At 46.3% G+C, this 19,106-nt stretch carries 17 protein-coding genes; 5 read left to right on the forward strand and 12 right to left on the reverse strand.

What is annotated here, in order from left to right; translation table 11 throughout:
* Nucleotides 1–15: 15 nt before the first annotated feature.
* The 3 genes from E8Q33_RS07910 to E8Q33_RS07920 all read right to left on the reverse strand — a co-directional run bounded on the left by E8Q33_RS07910 (nucleotide 16) and on the right by E8Q33_RS07920 (nucleotide 3,474).
* Nucleotides 16–1,428 (reverse strand): N-acetylmuramoyl-L-alanine amidase, encoded by a 1,413-nt coding sequence (locus E8Q33_RS07910; protein WP_069296279.1) that lies wholly within the window; start codon nucleotides 1,426–1,428, stop codon nucleotides 16–18.
* Between the two features lie 101 nt (nucleotides 1,429–1,529).
* The gene (tsaE, locus tag E8Q33_RS07915; RefSeq protein WP_136554009.1) at nucleotides 1,530–1,982 is read right to left on the reverse strand and encodes a tRNA (adenosine(37)-N6)-threonylcarbamoyltransferase complex ATPase subunit type 1 TsaE; all 453 of its coding nucleotides are present in this window, start codon (nucleotides 1,980–1,982) and stop codon (nucleotides 1,530–1,532) included.
* A gap of 1 nt (nucleotide 1,983) precedes the next feature.
* Nucleotides 1,984–3,474 (reverse strand): NAD(P)H-hydrate dehydratase, encoded by a 1,491-nt coding sequence (locus tag E8Q33_RS07920; RefSeq protein WP_136554011.1) that lies wholly within the window; start codon nucleotides 3,472–3,474, stop codon nucleotides 1,984–1,986.
* 47 nt (nucleotides 3,475–3,521) lie between these two features.
* On the opposite strand from E8Q33_RS07920, the gene queG reads away from it, so the two are divergent.
* The gene (queG, locus tag E8Q33_RS07925) at nucleotides 3,522–4,586 is read left to right on the forward strand and encodes a tRNA epoxyqueuosine(34) reductase QueG (RefSeq protein ID WP_136554013.1); all 1,065 of its coding nucleotides are present in this window, start codon (nucleotides 3,522–3,524) and stop codon (nucleotides 4,584–4,586) included.
* A gap of 72 nt (nucleotides 4,587–4,658) precedes the next feature.
* Nucleotides 4,659–6,542, forward strand: coding sequence for a PhoX family phosphatase (locus tag E8Q33_RS07930; protein WP_136554015.1), 1,884 nt, complete (start codon nucleotides 4,659–4,661; stop codon nucleotides 6,540–6,542).
* A 303-nt stretch (nucleotides 6,543–6,845) separates the two neighbouring features.
* On the opposite strand, the gene E8Q33_RS07935 is transcribed toward E8Q33_RS07930, so the two are convergent.
* From E8Q33_RS07935 to orn, 6 genes are all read right to left on the reverse strand, one after another.
* A complete protein-coding gene (locus E8Q33_RS07935) occupies nucleotides 6,846–8,243 on the reverse strand; it encodes a deoxyribodipyrimidine photo-lyase (RefSeq protein WP_136554017.1) in 1,398 nt (465 codons plus the stop codon).
* A gap of 9 nt (nucleotides 8,244–8,252) precedes the next feature.
* Nucleotides 8,253–9,785 (reverse strand): cryptochrome/photolyase family protein, encoded by a 1,533-nt coding sequence (locus tag E8Q33_RS07940; RefSeq protein WP_136554019.1) that lies wholly within the window; start codon nucleotides 9,783–9,785, stop codon nucleotides 8,253–8,255.
* Entirely contained in the window at nucleotides 9,778–10,191 is a 414-nt protein-coding gene (locus E8Q33_RS07945) for a DUF3429 domain-containing protein (protein ID WP_136554021.1), read from the reverse strand. Before E8Q33_RS07945 ends, E8Q33_RS07940 begins: the two co-directional genes overlap by 8 nt.
* Entirely contained in the window at nucleotides 10,188–11,636 is a 1,449-nt protein-coding gene (locus E8Q33_RS07950; RefSeq protein ID WP_136554023.1) for an exonuclease domain-containing protein, read from the reverse strand. The genes E8Q33_RS07945 and E8Q33_RS07950 overlap by 4 nt, the downstream gene beginning before the upstream one ends.
* Nucleotides 11,633–11,785, reverse strand: a complete 153-nt coding sequence (locus E8Q33_RS07955; protein ID WP_084003018.1) for a DUF2256 domain-containing protein — start codon at nucleotides 11,783–11,785, stop codon at nucleotides 11,633–11,635. The genes E8Q33_RS07950 and E8Q33_RS07955 overlap by 4 nt, the downstream gene beginning before the upstream one ends.
* Nucleotides 11,786–11,870: 85 nt before the next feature.
* Complete coding sequence (gene orn, locus E8Q33_RS07960) at nucleotides 11,871–12,422, reverse strand: oligoribonuclease (RefSeq protein WP_069296272.1); 552 nt, start codon at nucleotides 12,420–12,422, stop codon at nucleotides 11,871–11,873.
* A 109-nt stretch (nucleotides 12,423–12,531) separates the two neighbouring features.
* Here orn and E8Q33_RS07965 point away from each other — a divergent pair, with 109 nt between their 5' ends.
* Nucleotides 12,532–13,779, forward strand: a complete 1,248-nt coding sequence (locus E8Q33_RS07965; RefSeq protein ID WP_136554025.1) for a M48 family metallopeptidase — start codon at nucleotides 12,532–12,534, stop codon at nucleotides 13,777–13,779.
* Nucleotides 13,780–13,782: 3 nt separating this feature from the next.
* Nucleotides 13,783–14,058, forward strand: a complete 276-nt coding sequence (locus E8Q33_RS07970; protein ID WP_136554027.1) for a cytochrome c — start codon at nucleotides 13,783–13,785, stop codon at nucleotides 14,056–14,058.
* Here the strand turns inward: E8Q33_RS07970 and E8Q33_RS07975 are convergent, their stop codons facing one another.
* The 3 genes from E8Q33_RS07975 to trxB all read right to left on the reverse strand — a co-directional run bounded on the left by E8Q33_RS07975 (nucleotide 14,059) and on the right by trxB (nucleotide 16,645).
* A complete protein-coding gene (locus E8Q33_RS07975) occupies nucleotides 14,059–15,096 on the reverse strand; it encodes a GGDEF domain-containing protein (protein WP_136554029.1) in 1,038 nt (345 codons plus the stop codon).
* Between the two features lie 107 nt (nucleotides 15,097–15,203).
* Entirely contained in the window at nucleotides 15,204–15,653 is a 450-nt protein-coding gene (locus tag E8Q33_RS07980; RefSeq protein WP_136554030.1) for a universal stress protein, read from the reverse strand.
* A gap of 53 nt (nucleotides 15,654–15,706) precedes the next feature.
* Nucleotides 15,707–16,645 carry a thioredoxin-disulfide reductase gene (gene trxB / locus E8Q33_RS07985; RefSeq protein ID WP_069296267.1) on the reverse strand — a complete coding sequence of 313 codons (939 nt, stop codon included), beginning with the start codon at nucleotides 16,643–16,645 and terminating at the stop codon, nucleotides 15,707–15,709.
* A gap of 134 nt (nucleotides 16,646–16,779) precedes the next feature.
* Here trxB and E8Q33_RS07990 point away from each other — a divergent pair, with 134 nt between their 5' ends.
* Complete coding sequence (locus E8Q33_RS07990) at nucleotides 16,780–19,080, forward strand: DNA translocase FtsK (protein ID WP_136554032.1); 2,301 nt, start codon at nucleotides 16,780–16,782, stop codon at nucleotides 19,078–19,080.
* The last annotated feature ends 26 nt before the right edge of the window (nucleotides 19,081–19,106 follow it).

Genomic DNA, 19,106 nt, shown 5'->3' on the forward strand with positions numbered 1-19,106 from the left:
CGCAGTCGGAAATGATCAAGGGATCTTTAATATGTCACCGACATGCAAGGTGCTGGTTTGCAGATTATTGGTGGATTTAAGCTCCATCATATTCACCCGGTAACGCTGTGCAATGGTGCTTAACGTATCGCCGCGGCTGACAATATGCTGCTGCGGTTTGACTTGCTGAGTAATTGGATTACGTTGGAAATAGCTGCGGATCCCGGTCAACATGGCTTGAGCAAGTTTGTTTTGATGATTCACATCATTCAGTTTGCGTTCTTCTTCCGGGTTGGAAATAAAGGCTGTTTCCACCAGAACCGAAGGAATATCTGGAGATTTAAGTACCACGAACGCGGCTGACTCAACCTGTTTTTTATGGACTGGACCAACACGTTTCAACCCGCTTAAAACACTGTTTCCGACCTCCAAACTGGCTTCCAGACTGGCGGTTTGCGATAAATCAAGTAACACCGAGGCCAGCAAATCATCTTTATCTTCAAGGCTTATACCACCCGCCAGATCGGCCGCATTTTCACGATCAGCTAAGATCTGCGCGGCCTCACTACTGGCTCCGCGAGGCGATAACACATAGACCGATGAACCTCTGGCACTAGTACGTTGAAATGCATCTGCATGGATGGAAATAAACATATCCGCACCGTTTTGTTTGGCGCGCTGAATACGTTGTCTCAAGGTGATAAATTCATCGCGATCACGTGTCATATAGGCGCGCATGCCGGGTTCATCATTGACCAGTTTTGCCAGTCTTCGTGAAATCGCCAATACCACATCTTTTTCTCGGGTGCCGTTGCGGCCAATAGCACCGGGATCTCGACCACCATGACCTGGATCAATTGCGATAACGATATCCCGACGAGGCAAGACCGGTCGGCTTCTTACAACGGATGAATCCATTTGTGTTTGTTGAGGTGCGGTAGCCGTTTGAACTAACTGTGGAGGTTCTTCTGCAGCTGCTTGTTGAGTTGGTGCAGGAGTCTGGGCTTTTTCAGCAGGTTTATCTGCTGTCTGCTGCACAGGTTTATTGCTGGCTACGGCAGTTGCCGGTCCGTGTTTTAAATCAACCAGTAGTCGATGGGAATATTGACCTTCCGGTGCCAGCGCCTGGATTTCATAATCTGTGGCTTGTTTTAGATCAAAAACCAGCCGATAAGTAGTTTGATCATGTTGGGCATGGCGGATTTTATCGACGACAGCGCTATTGAAAGTAGGAGCGATTAGGGCCTTATTAACTTTGGCAGCTTTGATATCAACCACTAAACGATGCGGATTGGTGAGAGTAAAGCTTTGATATTCCAGAGCTTGGTCCAGATCCAGCACGACTCTTGTCATGTTGTCATTTTGGGACACACGGATATTTTCTACCGATGCGCTATGCGCAGTGGCAGTTAACATCAGCATAATCAATCCCAAAAATACACGAGACATAGTCGGTTCCTGCAATTTACACAGCCCTAGTTTGTGTTTGACGGAATAAAAAATCAAGACTTTTTTCTATATTTTTAAATGAGATACAGAGTAAAGCTGAATTAATTGTTAAGTTTTTCGCAGATCTGCACAGCCATTGCCGAATAAGCGGTAAAAGTCACTTGTCGTCCAGAAGTGTGATAATTCAATGAGATAAGCAGATCCGGTTCCGGCAACACACCTTTGCCTTGTTCAGGCCATTCGATTAATGACAGGGCGTTTGTGGAAAAATAATCTTCAATGCCGAGATAAAGCAGTTCTTCCGGATCAGCGAGGCGATAAAGATCAAAATGATAAACATCCCGCTTATTGAGTTGATAATGTTCGACCAGTGTATAGGTAGGACTTTTGACTTTGCCAGAGTGGCCTAAAGCCTGAAGCAGGCCTCGAACAAAGGTAGTTTTTCCGGCACCCAGATCTCCTTTCAAATGAATTGAAAAGGCCGATACAGGTAATAAAACCGCCAGTTTAGCGGCCAAATCCAGAGTTGCTTGTTCGTCAGCGAGAAAAATCATATTAGTAATTCAGGTTAGCTAATTTACGAAGATGCGGCATTAAATCCATTGCCAGAGTACCACGCTCGCCATCCTGTTCAGCGGTTTTATCAGCAGCCATGCCGTGCATTGTCACACCAACACAAGCCGCATCCATTACTGTGAAATGTTGAGCCAGTAAACCGCCAATTACCCCGGCCAATACATCTCCCATACCACCACTTCCCATACCCGGATTTCCATATGTTGAAAGACGGATAGGTGTTTCGCCATTGGAAATTAATGTACCGGAACCTTTTAAAACCACTACACCGCCATAACGTTTTTGTAATTCACCAATTGCAGCAAAACGATCTGACTGGACTTCTTTAGAGCTACAACCTAATAAACGCGCTGCTTCACCAGGATGCGGAGTGAGTACCCAGTTATTATAGTGTTGCGGATTTTTACTCAATAGATTCAGTGCATCAGCATCGACAACCATGGGTAATTTTGCTTCGAATGCTTTCTGAAATAATGCCGCTCCCCATTCACCTTGTCCTAAACCCGGTCCAACAGTTAATGCATTGGCCGAGTTTAATAATGCTTCCAGATCTCCGGCATCTTCCACGCCATGGCACATAAGTTCCGGACGAGTCAGATTGAAAAATGGGCTATGGGCGTTGCGTGTAGCAACACTAATTAAACCTGCACCAACACGGCCACCTGCTTCCGCAGCAAGTCGGGCTGCACCTGACATACCGTGATCACCGCCAATAATTAACAAATGACCATACAAACCTTTATGGCCTGTACGCTCACGAGGCTTCAGTCCTGCTGCATCTTTTTCCAGACTGACTCGACGGGCAGTGGGGGGGAAAACGTTATAAATGGAGGGCGGTACTTTTAATGAATCAAAAATGACTTTGCCACAAAAGCTCGGGCCATCACCGGTAAATAAGCCTGTATTCAATCCCAGAAAACTTAGTGTGATAGAGGCCCGAACAGGCTTGCCCAACGCCCGACCGCTATCGGCATGAATGCCTGAAGGAATATCCAATGCCAAAACGGGAGTGCTTTTAGATTGTTGATTGATGGCATCAATAGCTGCAGCGTAGTCACCACTTACTTCACGGTTAAGGCCAGTACCAAAAAGCGCATCAACGATAACGTCCGCGGTGGGTAATTTGTCTGCAAAACGTTGAATTTCTGTACCGGTGGCAAGTAAGGCTTTGCGAGCCGCAGTGGTTTCTTCACTCATTCCACGCTCATCGCCAAGCTGAAAGATGCTGACGCGATACTCTTTAGCTAAAGCCTGTGTTGCCAACTCGAAGCCGTCGCCGCCATTATTGCCGGTACCGCAAACGATAAGAATATGTCTGGCTAAAGGGAAGTGATTTCTGATGGCGTCCAGTGCCGCCGTGCCGGCACAAGACATTAATTTTGCTGAGGAAATATTGTGCTGCTGCGTGACGATTCGTTCCAGTTCACGGGTCTGTACTGCTGTATAGAGCTCGTGCGGCAAGTTCGACATAAAATAATAGTCCGGAGGAATTAATTCAGTTCACTATAATAGCCTGCATGGCCGATCCAAATACAGTGCAGTCCTCCCGTGCGCTCCTTGCAGATATGCAAGTCTGGGCCCGTTCGCTGGGTTTTCAGCAGCTCGGCGTCAGTGATATTGACTTGTCTGCAGCAGAAGAGCAATTACAGCAATGGCTGGCGAAGGGCTTTCATGGCGAGATGGGTTTTATGGAGCGCCATGGTAGTTTGCGGTCTCATCCCGAACAACTGGTGCCGGGCACTATCCGTGTTATCACTGCCCGAATGGACTACTGGCCGGAAACCGCAGCCGATGCCTGGCAGGTGATGGGTGATAGTGAGCTTGGTTTTGTTTCTCGATATGCACTTGGACGTGATTATCATAAGTTGATGCGTAAGCGTTTACTTCGCCTATCACAAAGAATTGAAGAGGCAGTTGGTGCAATGGGCTATCGTGTATTCACCGATAGTGCTCCTGTGTTGGAGAAAGCCTTGGCACAGAAATCCGGCCTGGGCTGGATTGGCAAGCACACCAACGTACTGAATCGAGACAACGGCTCTTATTTTTTTCTTGGCGAAATTTATACCGATTTGCCCCTGCCATTGACCGAGCCAGTTACCGAGCATTGCGGCAGTTGCACCGCCTGTATTAATATCTGTCCGACGCAGGCAATCGTTGCACCTTATGAGCTCGATGCTAGGCGTTGTATTTCTTATCTTACTATCGAACTTCGCGGTAGTATCCCTGTGGAATTCCGCCCAATGATGGGCAACCGTATCTATGGCTGCGATGATTGCCAGCTGGTATGTCCATGGAACAAATTCGCCCAGATGACTACTGAATCAGCCTATTTGCCACGCGAAGGGCTGGACGCACCAAAGCTGGTAGATTTATTTAGCTGGACCGAATCAGAGTTTCTCCAACGACTTGAAGGCAGCCCGATCCGACGCATTGGTTATGAATGCTGGTTGAGAAATATTGCGATCGCTTTAGGTAATGCCGAAACCTCAGATGAGGTACTTTCGGCATTGAACGCCCGGCTTGAGTATCATTCGGAATTAGTTCGCGAGCATGTTTTGTGGGCATTAGAACAGCATTGCTAACTGTCATCGTCTGGTCATGGAATCCGCTGAAAATAGCCAAATAGCGAAGTACCCAAACTCTCAGGAACCAACATGTCAGGAAATCACTTCGATCACCTTCTGCAAAAGCAACTGAGTAGACGTTCAGTATTGCAATTCAGTCTTGGCGCGATGCTCGCATCCGCTATGCCATTGTCTTCTGCTACCACGATGCTTCGCAATCACACTGAACTGCTTGGCTTTAAGCCGATTCCAGCTGCTGATTTACTGGATGAAGTCGTAGTACCCGAAGGTTATCGGGCGGAAGTGTTTTACCGCTGGGGTGATCCGATTTCAGATGGTCCGGCATTTAACATGGATGCCAGCAACAGTGCTGCCGATCAATTGCAACAAGCCGGCATGCACCATGATGCTTTGCAGTATTTTCCGCTACCCAAAGGCTCAAACAGTAATGATCATGGCCTGTTGGTGATGAATCATGAATATCTGGATCTCGACCTAATTCATACTGATGGCAGCCATGACCATTCACCGGAAACCTACAACGCCGACAAAGTCGCCAAAGAGCAAAATGCGCACGGCGTATCGCTAATCGAGGTCAAGCATGTTGATGGTCAATGGCAAATCATCCGTCCATCAAGTTATGCAAGACGGCTGACTGCAAATACCGAAATGACCGTTAGTGGTCCGGCAGCAGGACATGAATTGATGAAAACTCAAGCCGATCCTCAAGGCAAAAAAGTATTGGGTACATTTAATAATTGTGCGAATGGCAAAACCCCGTGGGGCACTTATCTGACCTGCGAAGAGAATTTTCATTACTACTTTGTTTATGATCCAAAACAGCCTAGAGACGCCGATACCGAACGCCGTTGGCAGCGTTACAAATTAGGCTTCAGTTATTACGGTTGGCAGCAGTTTGACCCGCGGTTTGATCTGGATAAAGAACCCAATGAAGCCAATCGCTTTGGCTGGGTGGTGGAGTTTGATCCTTATGATCCGCAAAGCATGCCGGTAAAACGCACCGCGCTGGGCCGTTTCGCTCATGAAAATGTGGCTCACAAAATCGGTAAAGATGGTCGCCTGGCATTCTATTCGGGTGATGATTCCAGGTTTGAATACATCTATAAATTCATTACCCGCGATGCCTGGGATGGCACCTTAGGGGCACGTCATGGTCGTCTGCTGGATGACGGAATTCTCTATGCTGCCCGCTTTGAAGAAGATGGCAGTGCTCGTTGGTTACCACTGGTATTTGGTGAAAATGGCTTAACTGCTGAAAATGGTTTTGTCGATCAGGCTGATGTGTTGATTCATGCCCGTGCAGCAGCAGACATCGTTGGCGCTACCAAAATGGATCGGCCGGAATGGATTACAGTTCATCCCCACACCGATGATGTGTTTGTTTCGCTAACCAATAACAGCGAGCGGGGTAGTGAAGGCAATCCTGGCAAAGATGCAGCTAATCCGCGTAATCAGAATCTATTCGGTCATATCATTAAATTCAGTGAAACCGATGCCACAGCAACGGAGTTCAACTGGCAGGTGTTTGTACTTGGTGGTGAAGGTGGGGGAGAACAGTTCGCTAATCCAGATGGCTTATATGTCGATGATCGTGGCGTGTTATGGATTCAGACTGATGTCAGTCCCAGTATGATGAATGATGGGCCGTTCAAAGATTTTGGTAATAACCAAATGCTGGCGGCTGATCCCGAGACCGGCGAAATTCGTCGTTTTCTGACGGGACCTGTTGGGTGTGAAGTCACTGGCGTAATCATGACGCCGGATATGAAAACCATGTGGGTCAATATTCAACATCCTGGCGAAATGCCTGAGGTTTTGGAAAACCGTGGCATCGTGAAATCTCCTCAAAATCCTACTGCTGCAAGCAACTGGCCTGATCATCAACCTAATGGCCGTCCACGTTCTGCCACAGTGCTTATCACCAAAGAGGATGGTGGGGTGATTGGGACGTGATTTTTGGTAATTAACCACAGAGACACAGAGTGCACAGAGGTTAAAAGATATTTATCCGCAGATTTCGCAGATTAATTTAGAAGCAATGGTGATTTAACCATGCCTTCCTAAACACCAGTATTGGTAATATTAAAACTTCGTAGGTTGGCGCTGAGGTACGAAGCCCAACAATCACGTATGCATTGTCGGGTTACGCTGTGCTAACCCGACCTAGCTTATTTATTAATATTTGCGCCCATCTGCGTAATCTGCGGATTAAAGCTTTAGAGTGCTGGCACCAAAAGCTCTGGATACAATTGAAAGTTAATCTTTCGGCAAATCCTTAAACGCCGCAATCGCATCTTTTCTGGCTTGTTTATAATCCACAACCGGTTGCGGGTAGCCGCATTGTTCACGGAGTTCTGCTGGTGGATTATGCAGTTGCTTGATCGGTACGTCTTTTAACTCCGGGACAAAGCGTTTGATAAATAACCCTTGTGGATCGTAACGTTCGGATTGCAGGGTGGGATTGAATACCCGAAAGTAGGGCGCGGCGTCGACACCCGTTGAAGCACTCCATTGCCAACCCCCATTGTTGGCAGCGAATTCACCATCAATCAATGTCTGCATAAAATACTGTTCACCACGACGCCAGTCGAGCAGTAGCAGTTTGCTGAGGAAGCTGGCGGTGATCATTCTGAGACGATTATGCATCCAGCCGGTTTGGTTGAGTTGACGCATGGCGGCATCAACAATCGGAAACCCGGTTTTGCCTTCGCACCAGGCTTTGAAACCAGCTTCATCATCGCGCCAGATAACTTTTTCGGTTTCTGGTTTGAATGCCTTACCCATGCTGAGGCGCGGAAAATACAGCAATAATTGTTTGTAAAAATCCCGCCAAGCGAGTTCGCGAAGCCAGTCATCATGACGCCAGTCACGGTTGGCTTCATCGCAATAAAACTGAATGGTGGCCAGTAATCTTCTGGGGCCTAACTGGCCGTTGGCCAGATAAGGTGACAAAGTGCTGGTGGCCGGTTTACTGGGAAAATCACGTTGGCTTTTGTAATCATCCAGTTTGATTTCACAAAATGCCGAAAGCCGTTCCAACGCTTTTTGTTCGTTGCCTGGCCATAAATCATCACGAAACTCACCGGCCCAATCGCATTTTAATAAGTCTGGTTTTAAGGCTTTACCCTGTGATTTTGGCTCGGCATACGGGGCTTGCTGAATATCTTCGATCATTTGCAGCCAGCGGCGGTAATAGGGCGTGAATACTTTAAAAGGATCATCCTGCTGAGTTTTTACCGGTAAGGCGACCAGCAAATCTTCGGCGAGCAAATGTACGTTTATATCGGCTTTAGTTAATGCATCATTAACGGCCTTATCGCGACGTTGTTCATCAAGCGGCGTTTCGGCCTGAAACCAAATATCACTGATATTTTGTTGCTGGCAGAATTTGAGTAATTCATCGGGCACATCGGTAAAAAAATCGACTTCGAGTAAATGAAACGGTATGCCAAGCTGGGCAAGTCGATCAGCGATATTCTGTAATACCGCTGCACGAAGCCCTAACCTTGCCGGCGATTCATCATGTTGTTGCCATTGTTCAGGTGTGGCGCAGAACACTACTTGGATTGGACCTTGTTCGGCTGCGAGTGCCAATGCCGGATGATCATCGAGGCGTAAATCATTGCGTAACCAGACCAGTTGCGTTGCTTGCATGGTGTTTCCTTACGGTAAATTTATGAACAGGTATTCAGCACGCTGGCTGATGGCCTGTTGTTCATCTTGAGATTTGTTGTGCCAGTTTTTGACCTGCATACCGAGACGGGGATTTTTACTCAGCAAATCCTGATGCCGGTCGACAAAGTGCCAGTACAGCGTGGTAAATGGACAGGCGTTATCGCCACTGGCCTGTTTTGGATTAAATCGGCAGGACTTACAATAGTTGGACATGCGATCAATGTAAGCACCACTGGCAATATAGGGTTTGGAACCGACAATGCCGCCATCGGCGTATTGGCTCATACCCAATGTATTCGGGATCTCCACCCAGGCAACGGCATCGACATACATCGCCAGATACCACTCGTGAATGGCCTTGGGTTTAACCCCCCATAACAAAGCAAACAAACCTGTGACCATCAGCCGTTGAATATGATGCCCGTATCCATGATTCAACACCTGTTTGACGCTGTGATGCAGGCAGGTCATTTCGGTTTCAGCATTCCAATATAATGCTGGCAGATTGCGACTGGCATTGAGTGCATTCATCTGCAGCCAGTCTTCGCGATAGCTCCAATACAAACCACGCACATATTCACGCCAGCCGAGGATTTGCCGGATAAAACCCTCCACTGCATTTAACGGCGCGTCATTATCGATATAGGCTTTTTCAGCCGCTTCAATAACTTCTGCGGGGGAAAGTAGTTTGAGATTCAGACAGGTCGATAAGCGTGAATGATAAAGCCACGGTTCATCAGTCCACATCGCATCCTGATAATCGCCAAAATGTGGCAGCCGATGCTGAATAAAATCCTTTAATGCTGCCCATGCTTGTTCACGGCTGACCGGCCAGTTAAAGGTTTCAATATTGCCGTAGAGATCCGGCAGAAAATTTTCAACATCCGTTATGACTTGTTTGGTGATTTCATCCGCTTCAAACAATAAAGGCTCAAGCAATTTGGATGGACCTTTTTTGCCAAAGCTTTTGCGGTTGTCCTTATCAAAATTCCATTGGCCGCCGATGGGCTGATCATCTTGCATCAGAATTTGCCGGCTTTTACGCAATTGGCGATACCAGAATTCCATTCGCGGCTGTTTGCGATCGGCAAGCCAGGCTTTGAATTCCCCTTTTTCACTGATGAAATGCTGATCGGCCAGCCATTCAATCTCAATATCAAAATCATTGGCGCATTGCTGTATTTCGTTCATAACCCGGACATCACCAGGCAATACGCAGCGGATTTTTTCAAATGAATCTTGTTTTAAAGTGGCAGCTAAAGCGTCATGAAAACTGGATTTTTTGTCACTCAAAGTCCAATAAATCAGCGAATAGTTATCGCTTTTGAGTTTTTCAGCAAAGTGCCGCATCGCCGATAAAAATAAAACCGTGCGCTGTTTACTTGATAAATACTCTGTGGACTCAGCAGTGACCTCAGCCATCCACAGTCGATCATGCTTATGATCAAAGTCATCGAACAATAGACTCTCGGCATCAAGTTGATCACCGAGAATAAGATTGAGATAACGCAGCTTAGGCATTTAATGTCGATAGCGCGGCCAGCCACAAAAAAAACGCAGCGCCATAAGATAGATGACCACGAAGTCGCATCAACTCGGCAGAGTAGATTTCGCTGAGTTGCTGCCGTTCATATAAGTGCAAGCCAATAAATGATAATGCAGTCAGCCATAGCCAGTAATGTGTCGGGGATAATAACCAGCACCAGGCCCATAACATGGTGGAGACACTGACAATCACTACATGTCGTGGAAGCTTTTCAACGCTACTGACATACCAGAGCAGACCACCCAGAAAGCTGAAAATTAATGCCGCATAACTGAGCAACCAGTCGATAGCATACAAATAACCCAGCCAGCTCATAATCGCTAATCCTAAAAAAGGCAGCAGTCCGGCATAACCTAAAACTCGGTGACTATTGGAGATCATGAAGCCTCCTCTGCAGGTAAACGTAAGCTTTCAATCAATAACTGTTTAGGGCGAAGTTTTAACAAAAAGCGTAGCTGGATTTTGTAGGCATCCAGATCAAAATATTGTGGTTCAGCATATTGCTGCTGTAATCGTTCAAAGGCATCGTGTTGGTTTTTTACGATGCCGAGATAAAGCCATTGATCGACCAGATGAAAATGCGCTGCCTCATAATCGCCATCTGCCGGTAGTTCAGTAATGACTATCGGGCCTGGCCAAGGCCACGCCTGATTTTTAATACCCGATAACGCAGTTTGCAATCGCAGGTTGTAGCGTATTGACGGTTCTTCACCACAGCAGGCACCCAGACATTTTTTTAATTGATAACCAAAACAGCCGTTTTTAGTTTTTTCCAGGCCACAAAGTTTCTGACACAGCTGATGTTCATTAATTAGATCGAGCAGTTTTTTTTCCGCCTGTTTTTGGCTACGGAATAATCCATAACGCTGACTGATATCCGGCGGCTGATGCAAGTCGGCCATTTCAATCGTGGTGCGGTGGTAACCCTTATCATCAACCGTTAAAGCGATTTGATACAGGCGTTTGGCTTTGGTCTGACGCCGGTTGTAGCGTGGCGTTTTACTTTTGATTAACTGGTTTTCCAGTAGCTGGGCACCAAAATCCGAAGGGGTTTCGATAAAATCAATATGCTGCAGTTGTTGCTGCATTTCGGTGTTACGTAGCTTGCCATTCTGCACAAAATGACTGAGCACACGTTGTTTGATATTGACGGATTTACCGATATATAACAGCGCGCCTTGTTCATCAAAAAACTGATAGATGCCGGGACGTTCGGGCAATTTGTTGATTTCAGCAATATCCAGATGACTGGGCACTCGGGTTTGTTGTGATAATTGCTTACAGGCTTGCTGGATAGTGGATTCATCAAAATCGTGTTGGGTCTGCTGGAATAATTCAAGAATAACCTGAGCATCATCCATTGCTCGGTGCCGTTGATTAATAGTCAGGCCCAGCCGGGCAACAATCGCATCAATACCGTGACGACGTTGCTCAGGGTATAACAACCGACTGATTTTGACTGAACATAGCGTTTTGGCAGAAAAGGTTATACCAATGCGACGAAACGATTCGCGGATGAAACCATAATCAAAGCGCACATGATGGGCAACAAAGACTTTATCAGCTAGACGTTGCTGCAATTCTTCAGCAATATCGGCAAACGACGGTTGGTTTGCCACCATTGAATCGGTAATACCGGTTAATTTGCTGATCCATGGTGGAATACTGATGCCCGGATTAATCAATGTCTGCCAGCGGTCAGTTTCAACCCCATCAGTGATTTCGATCAGAGCAATTTCGGTGAGACGATCACGAATGGCATTACCACCCGTGGTCTCACAATCGAGCAATATCATTTTTTCCGGGAACCCAGATAAGGGTTTCATATGCGATTGACCTGCTTACGCTGACGACGGCATCTCTCGGAACAATATAAAACCTGCTCCCAACACTCACGCCATTTTTTTCGCCAGCTAAACGGACGGTTGCAGATAAGGCACTGCTTTGACGGTAAGTGTGGTTTGAGATGCGCCATTACAATCACAATTTAATTGAGTGTAATGATCATCCTGCGGTTGTCGTGAAATTACCGTGAATTGAATTTGTTATAAATCGTGACTTTACTCAGGCACTTTAATCATATGCTCGCGATAGTGCTGCAGTTCGCGAATAGAGTCTTTGATATCATCCATCGCCAGATGTGACGATTTTTTCTTGAAGGATTTTTCGACTTTGGGTGCCCAGCGCCGCGCGATTTCCTTGAAGCTGCTGACGTCAAGATTACGGTAATGGAAATAGGCTTCCAGTTCCGGCATCAACCGCGCCATAAAGCGGCGATCCTGACAAATACTGTTGCCACACATGGGGGATATGCCGGCAGGTACGTATTTTTTTAGAAATTCCAACGTTTCTTGTTCAGCCTGTTCAACTGTAACTAAACTGTTGCGAACCCGCTCAGCTAGTCCAGAGCCACCGTGTTGTTTGGTATTCCATTCATCCATACCGGCCAGAATGCTGTCAGGTTGATGAATTGCGATAATTGGGCCTTCTGCCAAAATGTTCAGTTCGCTGTCAGTGACAATGGTGGCGATTTCGATAATATAGTCGTTGTTGGTATCGAGACCGGTCATTTCCAGGTCAATCCAGATCAGGTTATGTTTGCTTTTGGCCATGGGCTCCGTCTTTTTATTACTACAGATTTAGGTGAACTATGTTGCCATTGATTGTATCAAAGGCTAATGTACACGACACCTTATACGATTCTAACTGGTTTAAAAAATTATGAACGAATTTAGCTGGATATTTTTAATTGCGTTGGCCCTGATGACGGGGATTGAGATCTGGTTGTCATTGCGTCAACGTCGCCATGTACTGGCGAATCGCGATGAAGTGCCTGCCGCATTTCGTGAGCAGATTGGTTTAGCCGCACACCAAAAGGCTGCTGATTATACGGTGGCCAAAGGCGTTCAAATGCGTCGCGAAAGCTGGTTTGGTGCAATTGTCTTAATCCTTTGGACATTGGGCGGTGGTTTGGCGCTTTTGTCTGGTGCATGGGAAAGTCTGGGCTGGTCAGCCATGACAACCGGAGTGGTTTTGATTCTGAGTTTTCTGGTGATTGGTTCTTTACTCGAATTGCCATTGTCCTGGTATCGCACCTTTGTGATGGAAGAAAAATTCGGTTTTAACCGTAATACACCAGCTTTGTTTATGGGCGATTTTGCCAAGCAGTTACTTTTGATGCTGGTGTTGGGCGCGCCGATTGCTTGGGTAACCTTATGGCTGATGAATAGTACTGGAGAATTCTGGTGGTTATACCTGTGGGCAGCCTGGATGGGCTTTGCCGTCGTTATGATGTGGGCATATCCGGCCTTTATTGCGCCACTGTTTAACAAATTCACCCCATTAGATGATGCCGATCTGAAACAAAAAGTGGAAAACCTGTTGCAACGTTGTGGTTTCAAAAGCCAGGGCATTTATGTAATGGATGGTTCTCGTCGCAGTGGCCACGGTAATGCCTATTTCACTGGCTTGGGTAACAACAAACGCATTGTATTTTTTGATACGTTGCTCAATACCTTGAATGAAGATCAGATTGAAGCGGTATTGGCTCATGAACTGGGGCATTTCCGTCGTAAACATGTTGTTAAAAATATGATGATGATGGCTGTATTGAGTTTAATTGGGCTGGCACTGCTTGGTTGGGCATCAACACAAACCTGGTTCTATACTGGCCTTGGCGTGGACACACAAAACAATGCTATTGCACTGATTCTGTTTATGCTGGTTATTCCGGTATTCAGTTTCTTTCTGCATCCATTGATGACTTCCATGTCACGCAAATATGAATTTGAAGCAGATGCTTATGCGGCGTCGGTTTCCAATGCGGATGATTTGATTACTGCGCTGGTGGCTTTATATAAAGAAAATGCCAGCACGCTGACACCGGATCCACTGGTTTCAGCTATTTATGATTCACATCCACCGGCATCGCTACGAATTGCAGCGCTGCAAACACGAGCGGTTGTCTGATTGATGCGTTATTTATTGGCCATGCTTTTCCTTAGTGTCAGCGCTACGTCGCTGGCACAGGGAAAACAATTGCATGATGCCAATTGTATGCAATGTCACGCTTCTTTAACCGGTGGTCAGCCGAATTCGATTTATTCCCGTGCGGATCGGGGGGTAAAAACGTTGGATGTCTTGGAAAAACGCGTGGCGAATTGTGCGATTGCTGCTGATGTCAATTGGACACCGGCACAGCAAAAACAAGTAGTAGATTATCTTAACAGTCAGTTTTATAAGTTCTGATTAACGTAGCGTAATGCAATTTCTGCCTGCAGCTTTTGATTCATACAAAGCAACATCGGCACGTTCAATAATATTCAATGTGGTGTCACCAGGCTGGTATTGGCTTAGACCAACAGAAACCGTAACTGTACCTATTGGTTCATCGCTGTCTTTTTTCTTTAGATTACTGCTGGCAAGCTGTTGGCGAATTATGTCTGCAATTTCTAATGCTAGGTGGGCTGGGGTGTGGATAAAGATGACTGCCATCTCCTCGCCACCAAAACGCGCTGCTATATGCGATTGGTTGTGACAGTGTTTTTTCAACAGGCTGGCAAAATATTGCAAGACTCGATCACCAAGCAAATGACCGAATTTATCGTTGACCTGCTTAAAGTGATCAATATCAAATAAGCCTAGCGTGAAAGTCTTTTCGCCCTCATGACAAAGCTCAGTTAATTTTTTATTCAGGCAGCTACGATTTAATAACCCGGTTAAACCGTCGGTTTTTGCCTGTTGTTTAACGATCTCTAATTCAGCTCTCAATCGAAGTATTTCTTGAGTGGTTGCTGCTAATTCCTGCTTCAAATCACTGCTGGATTGACCTAGTTTACGAGTGTTTTGCAGAATTTCTGACAAAACGCTTTTAATTTCTGAAATGTCTTCGGTTTGTTCCAGTTTGGTTTGCTGAATAGCCAGATCTTCAGAAAAATCGCCAGCGGCCAATTCAACCTTATTGATCTGATTCATTGTGTTGTCGACCACCAGTCTAAGCCCGTTATTAGTGGCTTCAAGCTTTTCCGGCAAGCCCATTAATACGTATTTTTCATACAGCTTTTGGGTCAGTTCAGGTGTGATTTTCTGTTGTTTTTGCAGACGAGTGTCAATGGCTTTTTTTAATTGTTGATTACTACCCGCCACATATTCATACCAGACGGCATAATTGACCGGGTTGACGGGAGTTTGGTGCTGATTGATAAACGGTAATGTGCGACGCAGGTTTTCAGATGCCTGATGAAATGCTTCAGTATAGACGGGAGGAAATGAAGAGGACGTTGACACAAAATATCCTTAGTTTATGAAATATTTCTATCAGATATGGCAGATATGAAATGAATCAATAATCTTAGCTACCACTATTACCAGAGCAAATAGATATCATCTGCAGCTTAACTTTCGTCCTGTAACCTTACAGCTAATACATCACAACTGGCATGATGCAATATGGCATTAGCTGTCGAACCAAGTAACATTTTGATGCCCTTGCGACCATGCGAACCAACGACGATTAGATCGACGTTATTTTCTTCGGCGATGCGCACGATATCACGACCCGGGCTACCAAACTCTATCCATTGGCTATCTGTATCGATACCGAATTTTTCTCCCAATAGAGATAGTTGTTTTTCACCGGCATTGAGTAGCGCATCACGCATATCGGCATCAACACTGATCATCGGTTCATAGGCAAAATCAGTCAGTGGGAAATCCTCTACGATATGACACAAGCTCAGCCTTGTATTGTTGTTGGCGGCTGCCAACGCTTTGGCACGATGAATCACCATATCCGTATGGTTGGAAAAATCCGCTGCAATCAGAATATGTTGATAAAGGGCCATTAAAGTCTCTCCTTGGAATAAATAAGGCAGGGGAGCCCCTGCCTTAAGAGTTATTATTTTTCACTTTCCAGAAAACGTTCAGCATCCAGTGCTGCCATACAGCCAGCTCCAGCTGAAGTGATTGCCTGACGATAAATAGGATCGGACACATCACCTGCTGCAAACACGCCAGGAATACTGGTTTGTGTGCCTTTTTTCAGAATGATGTAATCGTGTTGCATTTCCAGCTGGCCCTTAAACATAGATGTGTTTGGCTGATGACCGATGGCAATAAACACGCCTTGTACAGGGACTTCCTGGGTATCACCTGTTTCGGTATTTTTAACTCGAATACCAGTCACACCAGCGTTATCACCAAGTACTTCGTCTAGCGTGTGATTCCACAAAATTTCAACATTGCCGGTTTCAGCTTTTTTCAATAAATGATTACTGAGAATTTTTTCACTGCGGAAGCTATCACGACGGTGAATGACGGTGACCTTTGAAGCGATGTTGGATAAATACAAGGCTTCTTCCACTGCCGTGTTGCCACCACCGATAACGGCGACAGGCTGATTTTTATAGAAGAAACCATCACAGGTTGCACAAGCAGATACACCACGGCCTTTAAAAGCTTCTTCAGAGTCCATACCCAAATATTTAGCTGAAGCGCCAGTGGCAATGATTAATGCATCAGCTGTGTATTCACCGGCATCACCGATTAATCTAAATGGACGCTGGCTTAAATCAGCAGTGTGAATATGATCAAAGATGATGTCAGTACCGAAACGCTCTGCATGTTTTTGCATACGTTGCATTAATTCAGGACCTTGCACACCCTCGGCATCCCCCGGCCAGTTATCGACATCGGTGGTGGTAGTCAATTGGCCACCTTGTTCAATACCGGTTATTAACACAGGCTCCAAAGCAGCTCGAGCAGCATAAACCGCGGCGGTATAACCCGCAGGGCCTGAACCCAAAATCAGTAGTCGGCAGTGTTTGCTGTCCGCCATAAGTGTGTCTCCCAGTATCGAATAAAAATCTAATAGATTAGAGTACCCATTGCTTTGCCTTTGGACAAGCATCAGCTGCTAAAACCTGTGTTAGAATCTGCGTTTAATCAATTGGCTTCATTGGAAATATCACATTGGCACAAGCGACACGGGCAAACGACAAAAATAAACCAGATGTCTCCGCTGGCGCAGTCGGGTTCAGACTTCGTGAAGCAGCACTGATCCTGGCGCTGGCATTAGCGGCATATCTATTGTTGTCTTTAATCACTTACGAACCTACTGATCCTGGCTGGTCAACCACCGGAACGGATGATCTCATCGCTAACCGGGGTGGTATTGTCGGCGCATGGCTTGCAGATACTTTGCTGTTTGCTTTTGGTTTACCTGCTTATCTGGCACCACTCATGTTGGGATTCAGTGGCTGGCTGTTATTCAGCTGGGGCAAGCGGGCCGATGGCGATGATGAGTTGCATTTCTGGGTATTAAAATCTGTCGGGCTGATTATGGCTTTGGCTGCTGCCAGTGGCTTGTCATCCCTCAGTTTAGTTGAATATGCAAAATATTTACCTGAAGGTGCTGGTGGTGTTCTTGGGCAATCAGTTGGTCAGGGATTTGAATCAGTCTTTGGTGCTTCAGGCACCAGTTTGTTGTTGTTAGCGTTATTGCTGACCGGGGTAACATTATTTACCGGTTTATCCTGGTTAATGGTGATTGACCGGTTGGGTGCTATGGCGATGGTGGTGTTAATCCATGTTTCCCGCTGGAGCCGTGAATTGCAGGGTAATTTGCAAATTAGACGCACCCGTCAGCAACGCGAAGAAAGCTTTATCGCACAGAAAGAAAAAATGCAAAGTAAGCCTAAAGTCCGCGTTGAACCCCAGATAGTGGTGAAAGAACCTAGCAAGCGTGAAGAAAAAGAACGCCAGCAACCCTTGTTTGAAACACCTGATGCACCAGGAATGCCAACCTTGTCTTTACTGGACATGCCAAAAGCCGTCACCACGGGATATAGCGAAGAAGTGTTAGAAGCATTATCGCGTCTGGTGGAATTAAAACTAAAAGATTTCGGTGTGGAAGTTCAGGTAGTTGAGGTTCAGCCTGGTCCGGTGGTCACCCGTTTTGAATTACAACCAGCAGCGGGCATTAAAGTCAGTCGCATCAGTGGTCTAGCCAAAGATCTGGCTCGAGCCTTATCGATTACCAGTGTACGTATTGTTGAAATTATTCCGGGCAAGCCGTTTGTGGGCCTGGAAATCCCCAATGAAATTCGTGAAGTGGTTCGATTACGCGAAATTCTCGCTTGCAGTGATTACGAAAACAGCAAATCACCTTTGGTTATGGCTTTGGGTAAAGATATTGCTGGCAGACCTGTGGTTGCTAACCTCGAAAAAATGCCGCATTTATTAGTGGCGGGTACTACCGGTTCTGGGAAATCCGTTGCCGTTAACGCAATGATTTTGAGTTTGTTATACAAAGCCACACCTAAAGATGTTCGCCTGATCATGGTGGATCCGAAAATGTTGGAATTATCGATTTACGAAGATATTCCGCATTTGTTGACGCCTGTGGTGACCGATATGAAAGAGGCCGCTAATGCATTGCGTTGGTGTGTTGCAGAAATGGAAAGACGTTATCCATTGATGGCCGCATTGGGCGTGCGCAATATTGCTGGTTATAACAAGAAAGTGCAGGATGCCATCGATAGCGGTGAACCGATTCCAGACCCCATGGCAGAAGTGTTGCCTGGTGAGCCGATCCCGACTTTGGAAACCTTGCCGTTTATCGTGGTCATCATCGACGAATTAGCCGATATGATGATGGTCGTTGGCAAGCAAGTTGAAGAGCTGATTGCTCGTTTGGCACAAAAGGCTCGTGCTGCCGGTATTCATTTAATTCTGGCAACCCAAAGACCTTCGGTGGATGTTATTACTGGCTTGATTAAAGCGAATATCCCGACCCGTATGGCGTTTCAGGTCTCTTCAAGAATTGATTCGAGAACTATTCTAGATCAGATGGGTGCCGAGCAATTGTTAGGGCAGGGCGACATGTTGTATCTACCTCCTGGCAGCGGCTTGCCTGAGCGTGTGCATGGTGCCTTTGTGGATGATCATGAAGTGCATGCAGTAGTGAACTTCCTGAAATCGCAAGGCGGCCCCAATTATCTGGAAGAAATTACCCAGGATAATAACGATGATGATGGTGAAAGCGCCGGGGTTGGTGATGCCAGTGATGGTGAGACCGATCCGCTTTACGATCAAGCAGTGCAAATTGTCACCGAAAGTCGCCGTGCGTCTGTCTCCGGAGTGCAGCGCCGGTTGAAAATCGGTTATAACCGTGCAGCTCGAATTGTTGAGGCAATGGAGGCTGCTGGTGTGGTATCCGCGATGCAAACTAATGGTAGTCGCGAAGTATTGGCTCCACCGCCACGCAACTAATGCAATTAGTTGACTGCAATTGCTGT

The organism is Methylophaga sp. SB9B (assembly GCF_004832235.1).
GTDB lineage: Bacteria > Pseudomonadota > Gammaproteobacteria > Nitrosococcales > Methylophagaceae > Methylophaga > Methylophaga muralis.